Source organism: Streptomyces flavochromogenes (genome assembly GCF_000717595.1).
Taxonomy (GTDB): domain Bacteria; phylum Actinomycetota; class Actinomycetes; order Streptomycetales; family Streptomycetaceae; genus Streptomyces; species Streptomyces flavochromogenes.
This window is the reverse complement of the sequence record NZ_JNZO01000002.1, coordinates 241,725-257,649: the sequence shown is the minus strand read 5'-3', so window position 1 is coordinate 257,649 and position 15,925 is coordinate 241,725. Positions and strand designations below refer to the sequence as shown.

At 72.0% G+C, this 15,925-nt stretch carries 15 protein-coding genes; 8 read left to right on the top strand and 7 right to left on the bottom strand.

The window, feature by feature from the left end:
* Position 1 precedes the first annotated feature (1 nt).
* From IF00_RS0103255 to IF00_RS0103245, 3 genes are read right to left on the bottom strand one after another with little or no spacing between them, the layout of a single operon-like run.
* A complete protein-coding gene (locus IF00_RS0103255) occupies positions 2–1,066 on the bottom strand; it encodes a CU044_5270 family protein (RefSeq protein ID WP_030313972.1) in 1,065 nt (354 codons plus the stop codon).
* Positions 1,063–1,728 (bottom strand): RNA polymerase sigma factor, encoded by a 666-nt coding sequence (locus IF00_RS0103250; RefSeq protein ID WP_106975756.1) that lies wholly within the window; start codon positions 1,726–1,728, stop codon positions 1,063–1,065. The genes IF00_RS0103255 and IF00_RS0103250 overlap by 4 nt, the downstream gene beginning before the upstream one ends.
* Positions 1,725–2,279 carry an HD domain-containing protein gene (locus tag IF00_RS0103245; RefSeq protein ID WP_051819756.1) on the bottom strand — a complete coding sequence of 185 codons (555 nt, stop codon included), beginning with the start codon at positions 2,277–2,279 and terminating at the stop codon, positions 1,725–1,727. Before IF00_RS0103245 ends, IF00_RS0103250 begins: the two co-directional genes overlap by 4 nt.
* Before the next feature lie 138 nt (positions 2,280–2,417).
* Between IF00_RS0103245 and IF00_RS0103240 the strand changes: the two genes are divergently transcribed.
* Positions 2,418–3,350 carry an LLM class F420-dependent oxidoreductase gene (locus IF00_RS0103240; RefSeq protein ID WP_030313965.1) on the top strand — a complete coding sequence of 311 codons (933 nt, stop codon included), beginning with the start codon at positions 2,418–2,420 and terminating at the stop codon, positions 3,348–3,350.
* Between the two features lie 3 nt (positions 3,351–3,353).
* On the opposite strand, the gene IF00_RS0103235 is transcribed toward IF00_RS0103240, so the two are convergent.
* Positions 3,354–5,630, bottom strand: coding sequence for an MMPL family transporter (locus IF00_RS0103235; protein WP_030313963.1), 2,277 nt, complete (start codon positions 5,628–5,630; stop codon positions 3,354–3,356).
* Between the two features lie 187 nt (positions 5,631–5,817).
* Positions 5,818–6,522, bottom strand: a complete 705-nt coding sequence (locus tag IF00_RS0103230) for a DUF2470 domain-containing protein (RefSeq protein ID WP_030313962.1) — start codon at positions 6,520–6,522, stop codon at positions 5,818–5,820.
* A 197-nt stretch (positions 6,523–6,719) separates the two neighbouring features.
* Between IF00_RS0103230 and IF00_RS0103225 the strand changes: the two genes are divergently transcribed.
* Both IF00_RS0103225 and IF00_RS0103220 read left to right on the top strand, forming a co-directional pair.
* Positions 6,720–8,039 carry a phage baseplate protein gene (locus tag IF00_RS0103225; RefSeq protein WP_030313960.1) on the top strand — a complete coding sequence of 440 codons (1,320 nt, stop codon included), beginning with the start codon at positions 6,720–6,722 and terminating at the stop codon, positions 8,037–8,039.
* 74 nt (positions 8,040–8,113) lie between these two features.
* On the top strand, positions 8,114–8,584 hold the full coding sequence (locus IF00_RS0103220) for a hypothetical protein (protein WP_030313958.1): 471 nt from the start codon (positions 8,114–8,116) through the stop codon (positions 8,582–8,584).
* 117 nt (positions 8,585–8,701) lie between these two features.
* Here IF00_RS0103220 and IF00_RS0103215 read toward each other — a convergent pair whose 3' ends face one another.
* Positions 8,702–8,977 (bottom strand): hypothetical protein, encoded by a 276-nt coding sequence (locus tag IF00_RS0103215; RefSeq protein ID WP_030313957.1) that lies wholly within the window; start codon positions 8,975–8,977, stop codon positions 8,702–8,704.
* 93 nt (positions 8,978–9,070) lie between these two features.
* Between IF00_RS0103215 and IF00_RS0103210 the strand changes: the two genes are divergently transcribed.
* Genes IF00_RS0103210 through meaB form a run of 3 tightly spaced genes read left to right on the top strand, consistent with a single transcriptional unit; the run spans position 9,071 to position 14,036 of the window.
* Positions 9,071–10,882 (top strand): methylmalonyl-CoA mutase family protein, encoded by a 1,812-nt coding sequence (locus IF00_RS0103210; protein WP_030313955.1) that lies wholly within the window; start codon positions 9,071–9,073, stop codon positions 10,880–10,882.
* Positions 10,882–13,056, top strand: coding sequence for a methylmalonyl-CoA mutase (scpA, locus tag IF00_RS0103205; RefSeq protein ID WP_030313953.1), 2,175 nt, complete (start codon positions 10,882–10,884; stop codon positions 13,054–13,056). The genes IF00_RS0103210 and scpA overlap by 1 nt, the downstream gene beginning before the upstream one ends.
* Entirely contained in the window at positions 13,053–14,036 is a 984-nt protein-coding gene (gene meaB / locus IF00_RS0103200) for a methylmalonyl Co-A mutase-associated GTPase MeaB (protein WP_030313952.1), read from the top strand. Before scpA ends, meaB begins: the two co-directional genes overlap by 4 nt.
* A 143-nt stretch (positions 14,037–14,179) precedes the next feature.
* Here the strand turns inward: meaB and IF00_RS0103195 are convergent, their stop codons facing one another.
* A complete protein-coding gene (locus tag IF00_RS0103195; RefSeq protein WP_030313949.1) occupies positions 14,180–14,530 on the bottom strand; it encodes a winged helix-turn-helix transcriptional regulator in 351 nt (116 codons plus the stop codon).
* Positions 14,531–14,602: 72 nt separating this feature from the next.
* On the opposite strand from IF00_RS0103195, the gene IF00_RS0103190 reads away from it, so the two are divergent.
* Both IF00_RS0103190 and IF00_RS0103185 read left to right on the top strand, forming a co-directional pair.
* The gene (locus IF00_RS0103190) at positions 14,603–15,487 is read left to right on the top strand and encodes an NAD(P)-dependent oxidoreductase (RefSeq protein ID WP_030313948.1); all 885 of its coding nucleotides are present in this window, start codon (positions 14,603–14,605) and stop codon (positions 15,485–15,487) included.
* 133 nt (positions 15,488–15,620) lie between these two features.
* Positions 15,621–15,911, top strand: coding sequence for a hypothetical protein (locus tag IF00_RS0103185; protein ID WP_030313947.1), 291 nt, complete (start codon positions 15,621–15,623; stop codon positions 15,909–15,911).
* The last annotated feature ends 14 nt before the right edge of the window (positions 15,912–15,925 follow it).

Sequence of the window (15,925 nt, the reverse complement as noted above, 5' to 3'; positions counted from 1 at the left end):
CCTACGGCACGACCTTGATGTCGTCGACGAAGGCCCGCACCATGATCGCGTGGGTGAAGACGACCGTCCCGGGCTTGATCAGGCCGCCTTCGCCGCCGTCGCCCTTCACCTGGACGGTGCGCTCGCCCAGGAACGTGAAGGTCTTGCTGTCGAAGATCCACTCGGTGCGCTGTCCGCTGGTCTCGTCGAGCCGGGCGACGGCGACGCCCTTGCGGCCGGCGGCGTCGGTGGCGCTGTCCACCATGACGACACCGGGGATCTTCGCGGCGGCCCGGTAGAGGGCCGCCGTCAGCTTCGGGGTCGGCCAGCTCTCCACGAGCAGGTCCCCGATGGTGGTGAAGGCCTGCTGGTCCTTGCCGTTGCCCTGTCCTTCGGTCTCCTCGTAGATCTTCCGCAGCAGTGCGTCGGGGTCGGTCGGGAGGCTCGCGAGGTAGTCGTGGGAGGGCGCGCCGAGGTGCGGCGTCGGCACGTCGCCCTTCTCGTCGCGACCTCCCAGGGTGATGCCCTCGGGGGCGGTGTTGCCGGGCTCGATCAGCCAGCCCTTGAGGCCGTCGGGGGACCGCCAGGACTGCCGGGTGTGCAGGGGGGCGCTGACGAGGCTGCTCTCGCCGTCGACGGTCTTCACATAGGTGTTCGCGGACCGCGTCTCGATGTAGATGTACTGGCCGGCGCGGCCGTTCGGGGCCTCGGCCCCGGCGGCGGCGAGCGAGATCCGGTCGAGGAGCCGGGGCCCGCCCTTGGTGTCCACGACGCCGATGGTGGTGGTGAGGGCGGGGCCGGTGGCGCGGTCGACAGGGCTCTCGTTCCCGCCGGGGGTGAGGACGAGGACGCCGACGGCGAGCGCTCCGGCGAGCGCGGTGACGGCGGGCAGCAGGATCGCCTTCCGCAGGAAGGGGTTGCGCGCGGTACGGGCGGCGGCGGTGCGGCGGTCGTCGTGGATCTGGCTCATCAGGCGCTCCTTGTGGAACTGGTGACGGCCCTGAGGAAGGTCGTGCTCCTCGATCGCCGGGAGGCCTCCGGTCTCGTGCCGGTTCGCCGTACGGGTCTTGTCCGGGTCGGGGTTCATCGGATTCCTTCCTGCGCGGGCCGGACCGCGTTCACGCGATCACCTGTTGTCTGTCGGGTGCGGGAGGCGGGTTCCCGTTTTTCCGCGACGCGTTCGCCTCTCTCTCTGGCGAGTTCCGCCTCGGCGCCGGTACGGAGCTTGGCCCGGGCGCGGGAGAGCCGGGAGCGGACGGTGCCGACGGGGACGCGCAGGGCCTGGGCGACCTCGGTGTAGGCGAGGCCCTCCCAGAGGCAGAGGACGAGGACCTCTCGTTCGGTGCGGCGGAGGGTGCCGAGCGCCCGCAGGGTGGCGGCGATGCGGCGCCGGTCGTCGATCCGGCCCGCGACCTCGGCGGCGTGGTCGGGTACGGAGGCCTCGGCCTGCCCGGCGGCGGCGTACGCGTCGGCGGCCGCCCGGTACCGGCGGTTGCCGCGGCAGTGGTTGCGGGAGACGTTGGTGGCGACGCCGAGCAGCCAGGGCCGGAGCGATCCCCCGTCGGGGTCCACCTTCCGCCGGAGCCGCCAGGCCTCCAGGAAGGTCGCCGCCATCACGTCCTCGGCCACCGACCAGTCACCGGTCAGCCGGAAGGCGTGGTTGTAGACGCTCCGGGCGTAGGAGTCGAAGAGTTCGGCGAAGGCCGAGGGGTCTCCGTCCCGGACGCGTGCGCGCATGTCGATGTTCACGTCTCTCGTCTGTCCGGCCCCCGGAGGGGGTTCCCGTGACCCGCGTCACAGCGGGAGCCGAGTTCCCGCAGGAGTTCGGGGTTGACGATGCGCAGGATGGTCGCGACGTGCTCGGGGTCGGCCGCCGCCCAGAGGGTCTCCCGGGCCGCGCGGTACTTGGCGGCGAGCCGTTCCCGCTGTTCGGGCGGCAGAGCGGCGGCCCGGTCCGAACGGCTGTTGTGGGCGTTGTCGGCGATCTTCACCAGCGTGGCGTCGGGGTCCTCGGTGATCCGGCGGATCTTCTCCTCGTAGGCCGTGCCGGGAGTGTTGGTCACGGCCTCGACGACGGCGACGACGCGGTCCGGGATCCCGGCGGCGCGGAGCCGCTCCGCCGTCCACGCGGTGTCCTCGATGACGTCGTGGAGCAGCCCGGCCATGGCCAGGTGCGGGCCGAGCGGTTCCAGGCCGGCGGCCACCGCCCGGACGTGCTCGACGTACGGGACACCGGTCTTGTCGGTCTGTCCGGCGTGCGCGCGGCCGGCGAGCGCGTCCACCTCGGCGAGAGTCGTCATCGCCCCATCATCGCGGGGTACCCCCGGCCGTCCCTCCTCTCCCCCGCCCCGGCTGCCCGCCGGCCGCGCTCGGCCGTGCAACACACTCTTCACACCCGGACGGGAATCCCGTTCGCGGACGGGCCGGTTGGCGAAGGTATGACTCTCGGAGTAACGCTCGGTTCGACCTCCGTCCAGCGCACGATCGACAGCACGGTCCGGCTCGCGCGGGAGGCGCGCGACGCGGGCCTGCACTCGGCGTGGTTCGGCCAGACCTTCGCGTACGACTCGCCCTCGCTGGCCGCGATCGTCGGGCGCGAGGTGCCCGGTCTCCAGGTCGGGACCTCCGCCATCCCCGTCTTCGGCCGCCATCCGCTGCTCGTCTCCAGCCAGGCGCAGACCGCCCAGGCGGCCACCGGAGGTCGCTATCACCTCGGCCTCGCCCTCGGCACCCAGCACCTGACCGAGACCGGTTTCGGCATCCCGTACCGGCGGCCCATCGGTCTCCTCAGGGAGTTCCTCACGGCGCTGCGTCCGCTGCTCGAGACGGGCAGCGCCGACTTCCACGGCGAGCTGCTCACCGCGACGACTCCGTACTCGGCGGCGGTGCCGGGCGCCCGGCCGACCGTGCCGGTCCTCGTCGCCGCGATGGGTCCGCAGGCCCTGCGCGTCAGCGGTGAACTGGCCGACGGGGTGCTGCCGTTCCTGGCGGGGCCGCGCGCGCTCGCCGAGCACATCGTCCCCACCGTCACCGCCGCCGCGGCGGCGGCCGGCCGCCCCGCGCCCCGGATCGTGGCCCTCGTCCCGGGCGTGGTCACCGCGAACGCCGCGGTGGAGGCCGTACGGGAGAAGGCGGCCGAGGCACTCGCGCTGTACGGGCGGATTCCGTCCTACCGGCGCGCGATCGAGGCGTCCGGCGCCGCCCGGGCCGCCGAGATCGCCGTGATCGGCGACGAGGAGACGGTCGCCGCGGAGGTACGGCGCTACCGCGAGGCGGGGGCGACGGAGGTGGTGTTCACGGCGACGGAGCTGAACGGCGAGGACGGCCGCGTGCGCACCTGGAAGCTGCTCGGCGAACTGTCGGGCGGCTGAGCCTCAGCTCTTCTTCGCACCGGCCGGCGCCGGTTCCATCTCCCCCTCGCCCTCGGTGTCCAGGTGCGGCAGGATCCGGTCCAGCCAGCGCGGGGTCCACCAGGCGTGCTTGCCGAGGAGGGTCATCACCGCGGGCACGAGCAGCAGGCGCACCACGGTGGCGTCGATGAGGACGCTGGCCGCCAGACCGAGACCGAGCATCTTGACCACGATGTTGTCCGAGACGATGAAGGCCGCGAAGACGCTCACCATGATCAGTGCGGCGCAGGTGATCACCCGGGCGGTGATCTCGAGTGCGTGGGCCACGCTGGCCTTCGGATCGCCGGTGCGCAGCCATGCCTCGCGGACACGGGACAGCAGGAAGATCTCGTAGTCCATGCTCAGGCCGAAGACGATGGCGAACATCATCATCGGCACATAGCTCTCGATGGGCACCTTGCCGGAGACACCGAGCGCGGGCCCGCCCCAGCCCCACTGGAAGACGGCCACGACCACGCCGTACGAGGCGGCGATGGAGAGCACGTTGAGGACTGCGGCCTTCACCGCGACGAGGAGGCCGCGGAAGACGATGAGGATGACGAGGAAGGCGAGCCCCACCACCACGGCGATGATCAGCGGGAGCCGGCTGGAGACGAGGTCGAGGAAGTCGACCTGGGAGGCCGTGGTGCCGGTGACGTACGTCTTCGCGTCGGTGCCGGCCGCCGCCTGCGGCAGCACGTCGTCGACGAGGTGGTTGGTCAGCTGGGTCGTCTTCTCGTCCTGCGGGGAGGCCACGGAGTAGGCGGTGCCGACCAGCACGTCCCCGTCGGGGGTGGGCTGGAGCGGGGTGATGTACGCCGCGTCCGGGACTCCGGTCAGTGACTGCTTGAGCTTGTCGGCGAGGTCCGCCCGGTCCGCGGAGGGTACGGCCGACTGATCGACGACCACGGTCAGCGGACCGTTGGCGCCGGGCCCGAAGGCGGTGGAGATCAGGTCGTACGCCCGCCGGTCCGTGAAGGACTTGGGGTCGGCGCCGTCGCCGATGTGGCCGAGCTGGATGAACAGCAGCGGGAAGGCCAGGACGAGCAGCACCAGGACGCCGCCGGTCAGGAACCACCAGGGGCGCTTCTCCACCCGCTGTGCGTACCGGTGCCAGGTGCCGTGCGCGGGCGCTCCGGGTTCGGCGTCGGTCTCCGCCACGGGCTTGCGGACGTGATAGCGGTCGATGCGCTTGCCCACCAGCCCGAGCATGGCCGGGACCAGGGTGAGCGCGGCGAGGACCGCGGTGACGACCGTGAAGGCTGCCGCCAGGCCCAGTTTGCCGATGAAGCTGACGCCGGAGACCCACAGGCCGGACAGGGCGATGATGACCGTACAGCCGGAGACCAGGACGGCGCGGCCGCTGGTGGTGGTCGCGAGGCCCGCCGATTCGGCGGGATCGTGCCCGTTCATGAGGTTCTGGCGGTGGCGGGTGATGAGGAAGAGCGCGTAGTCGATGCCGACACCGAGGCCGATCATGGTGGCCAGCGTGGGTGAGACCGTGCCGAAGGTGAAGGCTGCTGCCATCAGACCGAGGAGCGCGAGGCCGCAGATCGCCCCGAGGAGGGCCGTGATCAGCGGCAGGACCGCCCCGATGACGCTGCCGAAGCCGATGAGGAGGACCACGATCGCGACGGCGAAGCCGATGGCCTCGCTGGTGCGGTCGTCGGCCGCGGGCCGGGCGAGTTCGCCGAGCGGGCCGCCGTACTCGACGTCCACGCCCGCGTCGCGGAGCGGCTGGACGGCGGTGTCGACCCCGGGCAGGTAGTCGGTGCCGAGGGTGGAGGGCGGCACGCTGAACCGCACGGTGATGTAGGCGGTCTTGCCGTCGGTGGACAGCGGGCCGGTGTTGGGGACCCCGGCCGGAAGGGCGGGCGGGGTGGTGCCCGGCGGCGGCAGGGGGTTCTGCGCGCCGGTGACGTCGGGCAGTTTCTCCAGGGCGGCGACGGTCGAGTTGATGACGGACGCCTCGTCCGTGAGCGGCCCGGAGGTCCTGTTCAGGACGATCTGCGAGGTGTAGCCGGCGGCCGCGGGGTCGTGCGCCTGGAGGGCGTCGAGCCCCTCCGTCGATTGCACCCCGGGGAGGTCGAAGTTGTCGGAGTACTGTCCTCCGACCGCCCTGTCGGTGATCTGGAGTCCCACCATCGCCGCCAGCCACAGCACGATGACGAGGATGAAGTGACGGGCGCACCAGTGACCCAGTCGGTACAGGGCACCCCTGGGGGGCGTCGGCCGGTGAGCGGCCGGGCTTCCTGCGTTCATGGCAAGGCCGTGTCCGTTTGGGAAGTCCCCGAGCGGTCCCCCGCACCGACCGTGCGTGGGTCTACCCGTCCATTGTTCGCCAGCCTCACCCCTCCGGCATCTCGACCGGCACGGACCGGCGTTCGGGCAGGCCAGGCGGGGTGCGGGAGGCGAATCGGGCCTGCCGACCGGGGCCGGTCAGGTCGGGTCAGGTCATCAGGCTGTTCGGGTGGGAGGAGCGGCGGGCCGCTGCGAACAGGGCGTGCATCCGGGCGCCGGCCTGGTCGATGTCGGTGACGGGGGTGGGGAAGGGCAGCCGGACGTCCTGGTGACCGGCGGGGTGTTCGAGCCGCAGGGTGATGCCGTACCGGTCGAGCGCGACGGGGAGGGCACGGACCATGTCCCGTGCGGGGCGCGGCCGGACGAGGCGCAGCAGCAGGGGGACGAGCTCGCTGTGGCCGTCGACGAGATGGGTCAGCATGGACGCCTCGCAGGAGGCCATCGGGTCGATGTCCGTCGCGTGGAGCTCCTCCAGGGTGATGTAGCTCCGGCCTTCGGCGTCCTCCAGGAGTGCCTGGCCGAACTCCATGCAGATGCTCGTGGCGGCCTCCGGCTCGTACGGGGCGGAGAGGAGTCCCGTCAGGGTCACGCGCGCCCGGAGCCGTTCGCGTACGGGGGTGGGGGCGATGTCGGTGAACTCCAGGCGCACGGGGATCCGCGCGGTCTGCCCGGTGTGGCTCTCCTCGGACGGGTCGTGGAGATGGATGTGGCCCATGGGACCGGTGCCGTCCAGGAGGTGCACCTCCTGGTGGAGTGCGTCGGAGACGACCGTCATCGAGTGGGCGGCGGCCAGGATCGATCGCACGCGCTCGGCGGGGGCGGGCCGCGTGACGCGGGTGGTGAAGGGACGCATCCGAGTTCTCCCGGGACAGGTGACGGAGACAGGCCGGAGACTGCCGCTCAGGACCAATACTTAGGTAAGCCTAAGCTAACCCATCCCGAATCCGCTACGGAACGTCGAAACCCGGCGCGGCGCGGAGCCGCTGACACCTCATGTGATGATCTCCCTTTCGTTTGTCGGATCCATCGCACACCCCAGGGGGAGAGAGCATGGGAACAACGGACGCCAACGGCGTCGATCTGTCCGGCGTCACCGGCAGGCTCATTCAGACGGTCGACCTGGTGAAGGGCCCCGCACCACAGGCGATCGCCACCGACACCGTCAACGGGCACATCTTCGTCCTCCAGGTGGAGAGCTCGGCCACGGCCCCGCAGGGCAACCTGCATCTCAACCGCATCAACCGCCGGACCGGCGCGATCACCGGCTCGATGCAGCTGAAGGGCTTCGGCCACGGACTCTCCATGGGCGCCGAGCCGGTGGGCACCGACACCTACCTCTGGACCGAGGTCGGCCCGCTGCAGCTCTCCGCGGACGACGCCGCCTTCGGCAAGGCCGTCACCCGGTTCCGCTTCGTCGACGGCGGGGTCCTCGACGGGGCCCTGATACCGCAGAGCCAGAAGTTCACCCCGCCCGGCAGCACTTCGAGCACCGGCCCGTCCCTCGACCCGGTGAACAACCAGCTGTGCGTCATGTACCACAAGGACGGAAAGCGGCACTTCACCCGCTACGACGTCACCGCGGCGGCGGCCGGCTCGTGGGTCCCGGTGGGCACCACCTTCGTCATGCCGGCCGGCGAGGACGTCACTCCCGACGTGCCGACCCCCTACCCCCTGCAGAAGACCCTCGTCTCCCAGGGGTACACGGCCCTGGGCGACGTCCTCTACGCGTACCAGTGGGCGCCGTACGACAAGAAGAACTTCCCCGAGATACCCGACTCGTTCCCGGGGATCGCCTTCCTCACCTCGTACAGGTGGACGACCGGCGAGCGCATCGACCGGCAGGTGGTCACCAACGCCGACGGCCTCACCCGGCGCGAGCCCGAGGGCGTCGCCACCGAGGTCGATCCCGCGACGGGCGAGACCCGGCTGCTCTTCGGCTTCAGCAACACCGTCCCCGGCACCACCGGTTCCCGTGACGTCACGATCGGCTGGTACCCCACACGGCCCGCGGTGGACGGGATCAAGGTGCTCGCCGACTGGGAGGACCTCGCCCTCGAGGCCGGCGTCTCCCCCGGCGCCGACCGCCCGCGCGGTCGGCTGATCGCCCTCGCCGGCACCACCTACCTCCAGCTGCGCGGCACCGTCACCTGCTCCCCCGGCCTGACCGCGGACAGCAGGATCGGGACCCTGCCGCACCGGCTGCGCACGACGCATCCGACGCGCCAGAACGTGCCCCGCAACAACAGCGCCGGCCGCTGTGTGTGCCGGATCGAGACGGACGTCACCGGCGCCCTCCACGTCTACGGGGCCACCAGCGACAACGCCATCACCTGGATCGACTTCGACGGCGTCTCCGTCGCCTGGCGATGAGCGGCCCCGAAGACAACCCCGTGCACAGCCCCGTCACCCCGCCCGCACACCCCACCCGATCCGGAGGATCGAGCATGCCCCAGCCCACCACCAGCCGCCGCTCCCTGCTCACCGCCGCGCTCGCCGCCCCCGCCGTCGCGGTCGCCGGTCCGCTGCTCACGGCCACCCCGGCCGCCGCCGCGGACCCCGTGGACGGCTGCCAGGTCGTCGTCGACTGGACGGCGATCACCGTGGACCCCGCTGTCGTGAACGAGCCCGGCGCGCCGGCCGAGGCCCGCGTGATCCGGCTCGCGGGGACGGAGTTCCTCCAGCTGCGCGGCACCGTCACCTGCGCGTTCACCGCCGACGGCCGTCTCGGCACGCTGCCCGCCACCATCCGCCCGCCCAAGCTGACCCGCGGTGTCTGCCCCCGCAACAACAGCCTGGGCATCAACGCGATCCGCATCGAGGCGAACACGGCCGGCGCCGTCAACGTCTACGGCCCCCAGGCGACCAACAAGGTGACCTGGATCCAGCTGGACAACTTCTCCTCCGTCATGCGCTGAGACCGGCCGTCATGCACGGAGGCCGGCGTCATACACGGAGACCGACGCCATGCACGGAGGCCGACGGGGGCCGGTGCCGGCCCCGCCGAACCCGTCGGCGGTCCGGCGAGACGCACGTCACGGCGTGTCGCCGGACCAGTCGAGGCGGCTCGGATCGCCGGGGCGCGGGTCGTACAGCGACCGGCCCCCGGCCCCGTACCGCCCCAGCTCCGTCTCCAGGGCAGCGCCGGCCGCCCGCTGCCCCGGGGTCCGGTCCGTGACGTCGAGCAGCAGTCCGTCGAGCGGACCGCCGACCAGCTCGGCGTAGACGCGGCCGGGCCTCGGGCCCGGCCTGGGGTCGTCGTGGTCCTGGCCGTAGACCCGGCCTCTCAGCAGCTCCTCGTCCCTGTCCATACGACACAGCGTCGCAGCCGCCACTGACAACGAGAAGAAGGTCACAGTCGTACGCCCTCCTGCTGCTTTGTCGATCTCCCCTAGCATCCGAGCATGACGGTCCTGCCTGACGACGGGCTCACCCTGGCGTCCGAATTTCCCGAAGCGCCACACGAACAGTGGCAACACCTTGTGGCAGGTGTCCTGCGCAAGTCCGGCAAAGAGGTGTCCGGCGACGCCGCCGAGGACGCCCTTTCCACGCTCCTGGAGGACGGCCTCGACGTCCGTCCGCTGTACACGGCGCGCGAGACCGCGCCCGACGCCGGGCTCCCCGGCTTCGCGCCCTTCGTGCGCGGCGGCCGCGCCGAGGGCAACACCCTGGGCGGCTGGGACGTGCGGCAGCGGCACCTCGCCGCCGACAACGACGCGGTCCTCGCCGACCTGGAGAACGGCGTCACCTCCCTCTGGCTGGGCGGCGGCGGAGCCGGCATCCCGGTCTCCTCGCTCGCCAAGGTCCTCGACGGCGTCTACCTCGACCTGGCGCCGGTCGTCCTCGACGCGGGCGACGAGACCGCGGCGGCCGCCGAGCTCCTGCTCGGTCTCTACGAGGAGCGGGGCGTCGCCGACGACGCGGCCCGCGGCAACCTCGGCGCGGACCCGCTCGGCCACGAGGCCCGCACCGGCCGCCCGGCCTACGACCTCGCGTCCGTGGCCGGACTCGCGCGCCGCTGCGCCGACCGGCACCCGGGGCTGCGGGCCCTGACCGTGGACGCCCTGCCGTACCACGAGGCCGGCGGCTCGGCCGCGCAGGAGCTCGGCTGCTCCCTCGCGACCGGCGTGGCCTATCTGCGGGGTCTGACCGAGGCCGGGCTGAGCGTCGCCGAGGCGTGCGCACAGCTGGAGTTCCGGTACGCGGCGACCGCCGACCAGTTCCTCACCATCGCCAAGCTCCGCGCGGCACGCCGGCTCTGGGCCCGGGTGGCCGAGGTCTGCGGCGCCCCGGACGCGGGCGCGCAGCGCCAGCACGCGGTGACCTCGACGGTGATGATGACGCGCCGCGACCCGTGGGTGAACATGCTGCGCACCACGGTGGCCACGCTCGCCGCCGGAGTGGGCGGCGCCGACAGCGTCACCGTGCTCCCCTTCGACGACGCCCTCGGCCTGCCGGACGCGTTCGCGCGCCGGATCGCCCGCAACACCTCCACCGTCCTCATCGAGGAGTCGCACCTCTCCCGGGTCATCGACCCGGCGGGCGGCTCCTGGTACGTGGAGCGGCTCACCGACGAACTCGCGCACGCGGCCTGGGAGTTCTTCCAGAGCATCGAGCGGGCGGGCGGCCAGGAGGCCGCACTGCGGTCCGGGACGATCGGCGAGCGCCTCGCCGAGACCTGGTCCGCGCGCAGCAGGAAGCTCGCCACCCGCCGCGAACCCATCACCGGCGTCAGCGAGTTCCCCCACCTCACGGAGAAGCCCGTCGACCGGGCGCCCGCGCCCGCGCAGCCGGCCGGCGGCCTTCCCCGGGTCCGCCGCGACGAGGCGTACGAGGCGCTGCGCGCCCGCTCCGACGCGCACCTGGCGGCGACCGGGGCCCGGCCCCGGGTCTATCTGGCCGCGCTCGGCCCGGCGGCCGCGCACTCGGCCCGCGTCTCCTTCGCCGCGAACCTCTTCCAGGCGGGCGGCATCGAGCCGGTCACCGAGGGCACGTTCGAGGAGAGCGGTGCCCGCGAGGTCTGCCTCTGCTCCAGCGACGCGCTGTACGCGGAGCAGGCCGGGACCGCGGCGGCCGAGCTGCGCGCGGCGGGCGCCGAGCACGTACTCCTCGCCGGCCGCCCGGGGGACCACCCCGGTGTCGACTCGTACCTCTTCGCGGGCTGTGACGCCGTCGCCCTGCTCTCCACCGCCCTCGATCGCATGGGAGTGTCCTGATGTCCATCCCCGATTTCTCCGGGATCGAGCTCGGGGCGCCGACCGCCGACGGTGGTCCCGACGCGTGGCGGGCGGCCGTCAAGAAGGCCACGGGCGGGGACGACCTGCTCTGGGAGACCCCGGAGGGCATCGGCGTCAAGCCGCTGTACACCGGGCAGGACCTGGAGGGCCTGGACTTCCTGGACACGCGCCCGGGCATGGCCCCGTACCTGCGCGGGCCGTACCCGACGATGTACGTCAACCAGCCCTGGACGATCCGGCAGTACGCCGGCTTCTCCACGGCCGAGGAGTCGAACGCCTTCTACCGGCGCAACCTCGCGGCCGGCCAGAAGGGCCTGTCGGTCGCCTTCGACCTGCCGACCCACCGCGGCTACGACAGCGACCATCCGCGCGTCACCGGTGACGTCGGCATGGCCGGCGTGGCCATCGACTCGATCTACGACATGCGCCAGCTGTTCGACGGCATCCCGCTGGACAAGATGACGGTGTCGATGACGATGAACGGCGCCGTGCTGCCGGTCCTCGCGCTGTACATCGTGGCGGCCGAGGAGCAGGGCGTACCGCCGGAGAAGCTGGCCGGGACCATCCAGAACGACATCCTCAAGGAGTTCATGGTCCGCAACACGTACATCTATCCGCCCGGGCCGTCGATGCGGATCATCTCCGACATCTTCGCCTACACCTCGCAGCGGATGCCGCGCTACAACTCCATCTCCATCTCCGGCTATCACATCCAGGAGGCGGGTGCGACGGCCGACCTGGAGCTGGCGTACACGCTCGCCGACGGTGTGGAGTACATCCGCGCGGGCCGCGAGGCCGGGCTCGACGTGGACGCGTTCGCGCCGCGCCTGTCGTTCTTCTGGGCGATCGGCATGAACTTCTTCATGGAGATCGCGAAGCTCCGCGCGGCGCGGCTCCTGTGGGCCAAGCTGGTCAAGCAGTTCGACCCGCAGAACGCCAAGTCCCTCTCCCTGCGGACTCATTCGCAGACCTCGGGCTGGTCGCTCACCGCGCAGGACGTGTTCAACAACGTCACGCGCACCTGCGTCGAGGCGATGGCGGCCACCCAGGGCCACACCCAGTCGCTGCACACCAATGCCCTCGACGAGGCGCTCGCCCTGCCGACCGACTTCTCCGCCCGGATCGCCCGCAACACCCAGCTGCTGATCCAGCAGGAGTCGGGCACCTGCCGGACCATCGACCCGTGGGGCGGAAGCGCGTACGTCGAGAAGCTCACGTACGACCTCGCGCGGCGCGCCTGGAAGCACATCCAGGAGGTCGAGCAGGCCGGCGGCATGGCCAAGGCCATCGACGCGGGCATCCCCAAGCTCCGCGTGGAGGAGGCCGCGGCCCGTACCCAGGCCCGGATCGACTCCGGACGGCAGCCGGTGATCGGCGTCAACAAGTACCGGGTCGCGACGGACGAGCAGATCGACGTCCTGAAGGTCGACAACTCCTCCGTGCGCGCCCAGCAGATCGCCAAGCTCAAGCGGCTGCGCGAGGAGCGCGACGAGCAGGCCTGCCAGGACGCGCTCGCCGCGCTCACCCGGGCCGCCGGCGGCGAGGGCAACCTCCTGGAGCTCGCGGTGGACGCGGCCCGGGCGATGGCGACCGTCGGCGAGATCTCCGACGCCCTGGAGAAGGTCTACGGACGGCACGCCGGCCAGATCCGTACGATCTCCGGTGTGTACCGCAACGAAGCCGGCGCGTCCCCCTCCGTGGACCGCACCCGGGCCCTGGTGGACGCCTTCGGCGAGGCCGAGGGCCGTCGGCCGCGCATCCTGGTCGCCAAGATGGGCCAGGACGGCCACGACCGCGGCCAGAAGGTCATCGCCACCGCCTTCGCCGACCTGGGCTTCGACGTGGACGTCGGCCCGCTGTTCCAGACCCCGGCCGAGGTGGCCCGTCAGGCCGTCGAGGCGGACGTGCACATCGTCGGGGTCTCGTCGCTCGCCGCCGGACACCTCACGCTCGTACCGGCGCTGCGGGAGGAACTGGCGGCGGAGGGCCGCGAGGACATCATGATCGTGGTCGGCGGGGTGATTCCTCCGCAGGACGTGGCGACGCTCCTGGAGATGGGCGCGGCCGCCGTGTTCCCGCCCGGCACCGTGATCCCCGACGCGGCCCACGACCTGGTGACGCGCCTGTCGGCCGACCTCGGACACGAGCGGTGATCGATCTCGACACGTATGTCCGGGGCGTTCGGGAGGGGAAGCGGGCGCTGGTCGCCCGCGCGATCACCCTCGTCGAGTCGACCCGCCCCCAGCACCGGGCACTCGCCCAGGAGCTCCTCACGGAACTCCTTCCGCACAGCGGGAACGCCGTGCGGATCGGGATCAGCGGAGTGCCCGGAGTCGGCAAGTCGACGTTCATCGACGCGTTCGGCACGATGCTGACCGGGCTCGGCCACCGGGTCGCGGTGCTCGCCGTCGACCCGTCGTCGACCCGTACCGGCGGCTCCATCCTCGGCGACAAGACGCGGATGGAGCGGCTGGCGGTCGACCCGGCGGCCTTCGTACGGCCCTCCCCCAGCGCCGGCACCCTCGGCGGGGTCGCCAAGGCGACCCGGGAGTCGATGGTCGTGATGGAGGCCGCGGGCTACGACGTGGTGCTCGTCGAGACCGTCGGCGTCGGCCAGTCCGAGACCGCCGTCGCCAACATGGTCGACTCCTTCCTGCTGCTCACCCTGGCCCGCACGGGCGACCAGCTCCAGGGCATCAAGAAGGGCGTCCTGGAACTCGCCGACGTGGTCACCGTCAACAAGGCGGACGGCCCGCACGAGCGGGACGCGCGTGCCGCGGCCCGTGAACTCGCGGGCGCGCTGCGGCTGATGCACGGCGCGGACTCCTTCTGGACACCTCCGGTGCTCAGTTGCAGCGCGCGGGAGTCGGCGGGCCTCGACGAGGTCTGGGGGCGGCTCGAACAGCACCGCGCCCTGCTGGACTCGACCGGCCGGCTCACGGCCAAGCGCCACGACCAGCAGGTCGACTGGACCTGGACCATGGTCCAGGACGAGCTCCTGCGCCGCCTCCACTCGGACCCCGCGGTCCAGGACCTCGCGCCCGCCCTGGAGCAGCGGGTGCGCGCGGGCGAGCTGACGGCGACGCTGGCCGCCGAGCGGATCCTGGACGCCTTCGGGGAGCGGAACGTCTGACGCCTCACCTTCAGGGGGCCTTCCTTTCGGGGAGGGCCCCCTTTCGCGCTCCCCCTCATACCCACTTTTTTGTGCGTACTTGTCGGGGCTGCGGGCGCCGGGCGAAGCTGAGAGCGGCCCGGAGGAAGGAGAACGGCAGGGCCTCAGGAGGCGGCGGGCGTGGTCGTGAGCCTGTCCAGGCGACGGTGGCCCCAGTCGGACAACGGGGCGAGCGCCTCGCAGAGTTCACGTCCGAAGCCGGTCAACGAGTAGACGGTCTTCGGCGGCAGGACGTCGTGCACCTCGCGGTGTACGAGGCCGTCGTCCTCCATCTCGCGCAGGGCCTGGGTCAGCACCTTCTCGCTGATCTCGGGGATCTTCCGGCGCAGTTCGCCGGGGCGGTGCGGGCCGGACTCGAGCAGCCACAGCAGGTACGTCTTCCACTTGCCCTCGATGACCACGATCGCGGCGCTCACTCCGCACGTGTTCGAGTCCTGGGCCCTGGCGCGCGCCATCCGCGTCCTTCTCCTTCTTCCGGGAATGTCCTTCTCTCCACTGTCTTCGTATGTCTACAAGGGAGTTCACCCATGTCTTCTTCCCGCGACACCGCCGTCACCGTCATCGGTCTCGGACCGATGGGCCGGGCGCTGGCCGCCGCGTTCCTGGCGGCCGGCGTACGGACCACCGTATGGAACCGGACGCCGGGCAAGGACCGGGATCTGGTGGCCGCCGGTGCCGTCGCGGCCGGGACCGCCGAGGAGGCGGTCGGCGCGAGCCCGCTGACCGTGATCTGCCTGGTCAACTACGACGCCACCGACTCCGTGCTGCGGCAGGAGTCCGTGACGGCCGCGCTCAAGGGGCGGACCGTCGTGAACCTCAGCGCCGACATCCCGGAGCGGGCCAGGGACACCGGGCGCTGGGCCGACGAGCACGGCATCGGCTATCTCGACGGCGCCATCATGACCCCGACCCCGTCCATCGGCAATCCGGCCGGGGTGTTCCTGTTCAGCGGCCCGGAGGCGCTCCATGCCGAGCACCGGACGGTGCTCGGCGCCCTGGGCGGCACCCACACCCACCTCGGGGAGGAGATCGGCCGGGCGGCGGCCTACGACATCGCGCTGCTCGACGTCTTCTGGACCTCGATGGCGGGTTACGTCCACGCCCTTGCGGTGGCGCGGGCCGAGGGGATCTCCCCGACCGAGCTGGCACCCTTCGCCCAGGGGATCGGCGCGATCCTGCCGCCGCTGTTCCAGGAATGGGCCGAGGACGTGGAGAGCGGCGGCTACTCCGGCGAGGGCAACCCGATCACCTCGGGGATCTCCACGATGGCGCACGTCGTGCACGCCTCCGAGGCCCACGGCATCGAGGCGAACGTGATGCGCGCCATCGAGGGCCTGGCGCGCCGGACGGTGGCCCTCGGCCACGGCACGGAGGGGTTCAGCCGGGTGGCCGAGGTCCTGGGGCGCCGCTGATCCCGTCCGGGCGACGCCGGTCCCTCCTTCGGATGCCGTCCCCGGCGGGTCGTGCTGTGCTGGCTGGTAGGGGGCGTCACCGACGCGGTGGTGCGGGAGGGAAACCGCCCCACCTCATGAGGAGTGATCCACCATGGCGATCTTCGTCCATGCCGTGCTTCCGGGTGTCACCACGGACCAGTACGACCAGCTCAACGCCAAGCTCCAGGAGACGCCCGACGTCTTCGACGGCTGTGTCTCCCACGCGTGCGTCCCGACGGACGACGGCCTGGAGGTCTTCGACCTGTGGGAGTCCGAAGGGCAGATGAACGCGTTCGTCGAGCGCATGATGCCGGTCGCGGCCGGTCTGGGCTGGCCCTCGTCGGACGCACCGCCCCGGATCCTGCCCGTGCACAACCACTGGGTCCCCGGGGCGAACGGCTGACGGCCCGCCGCCCG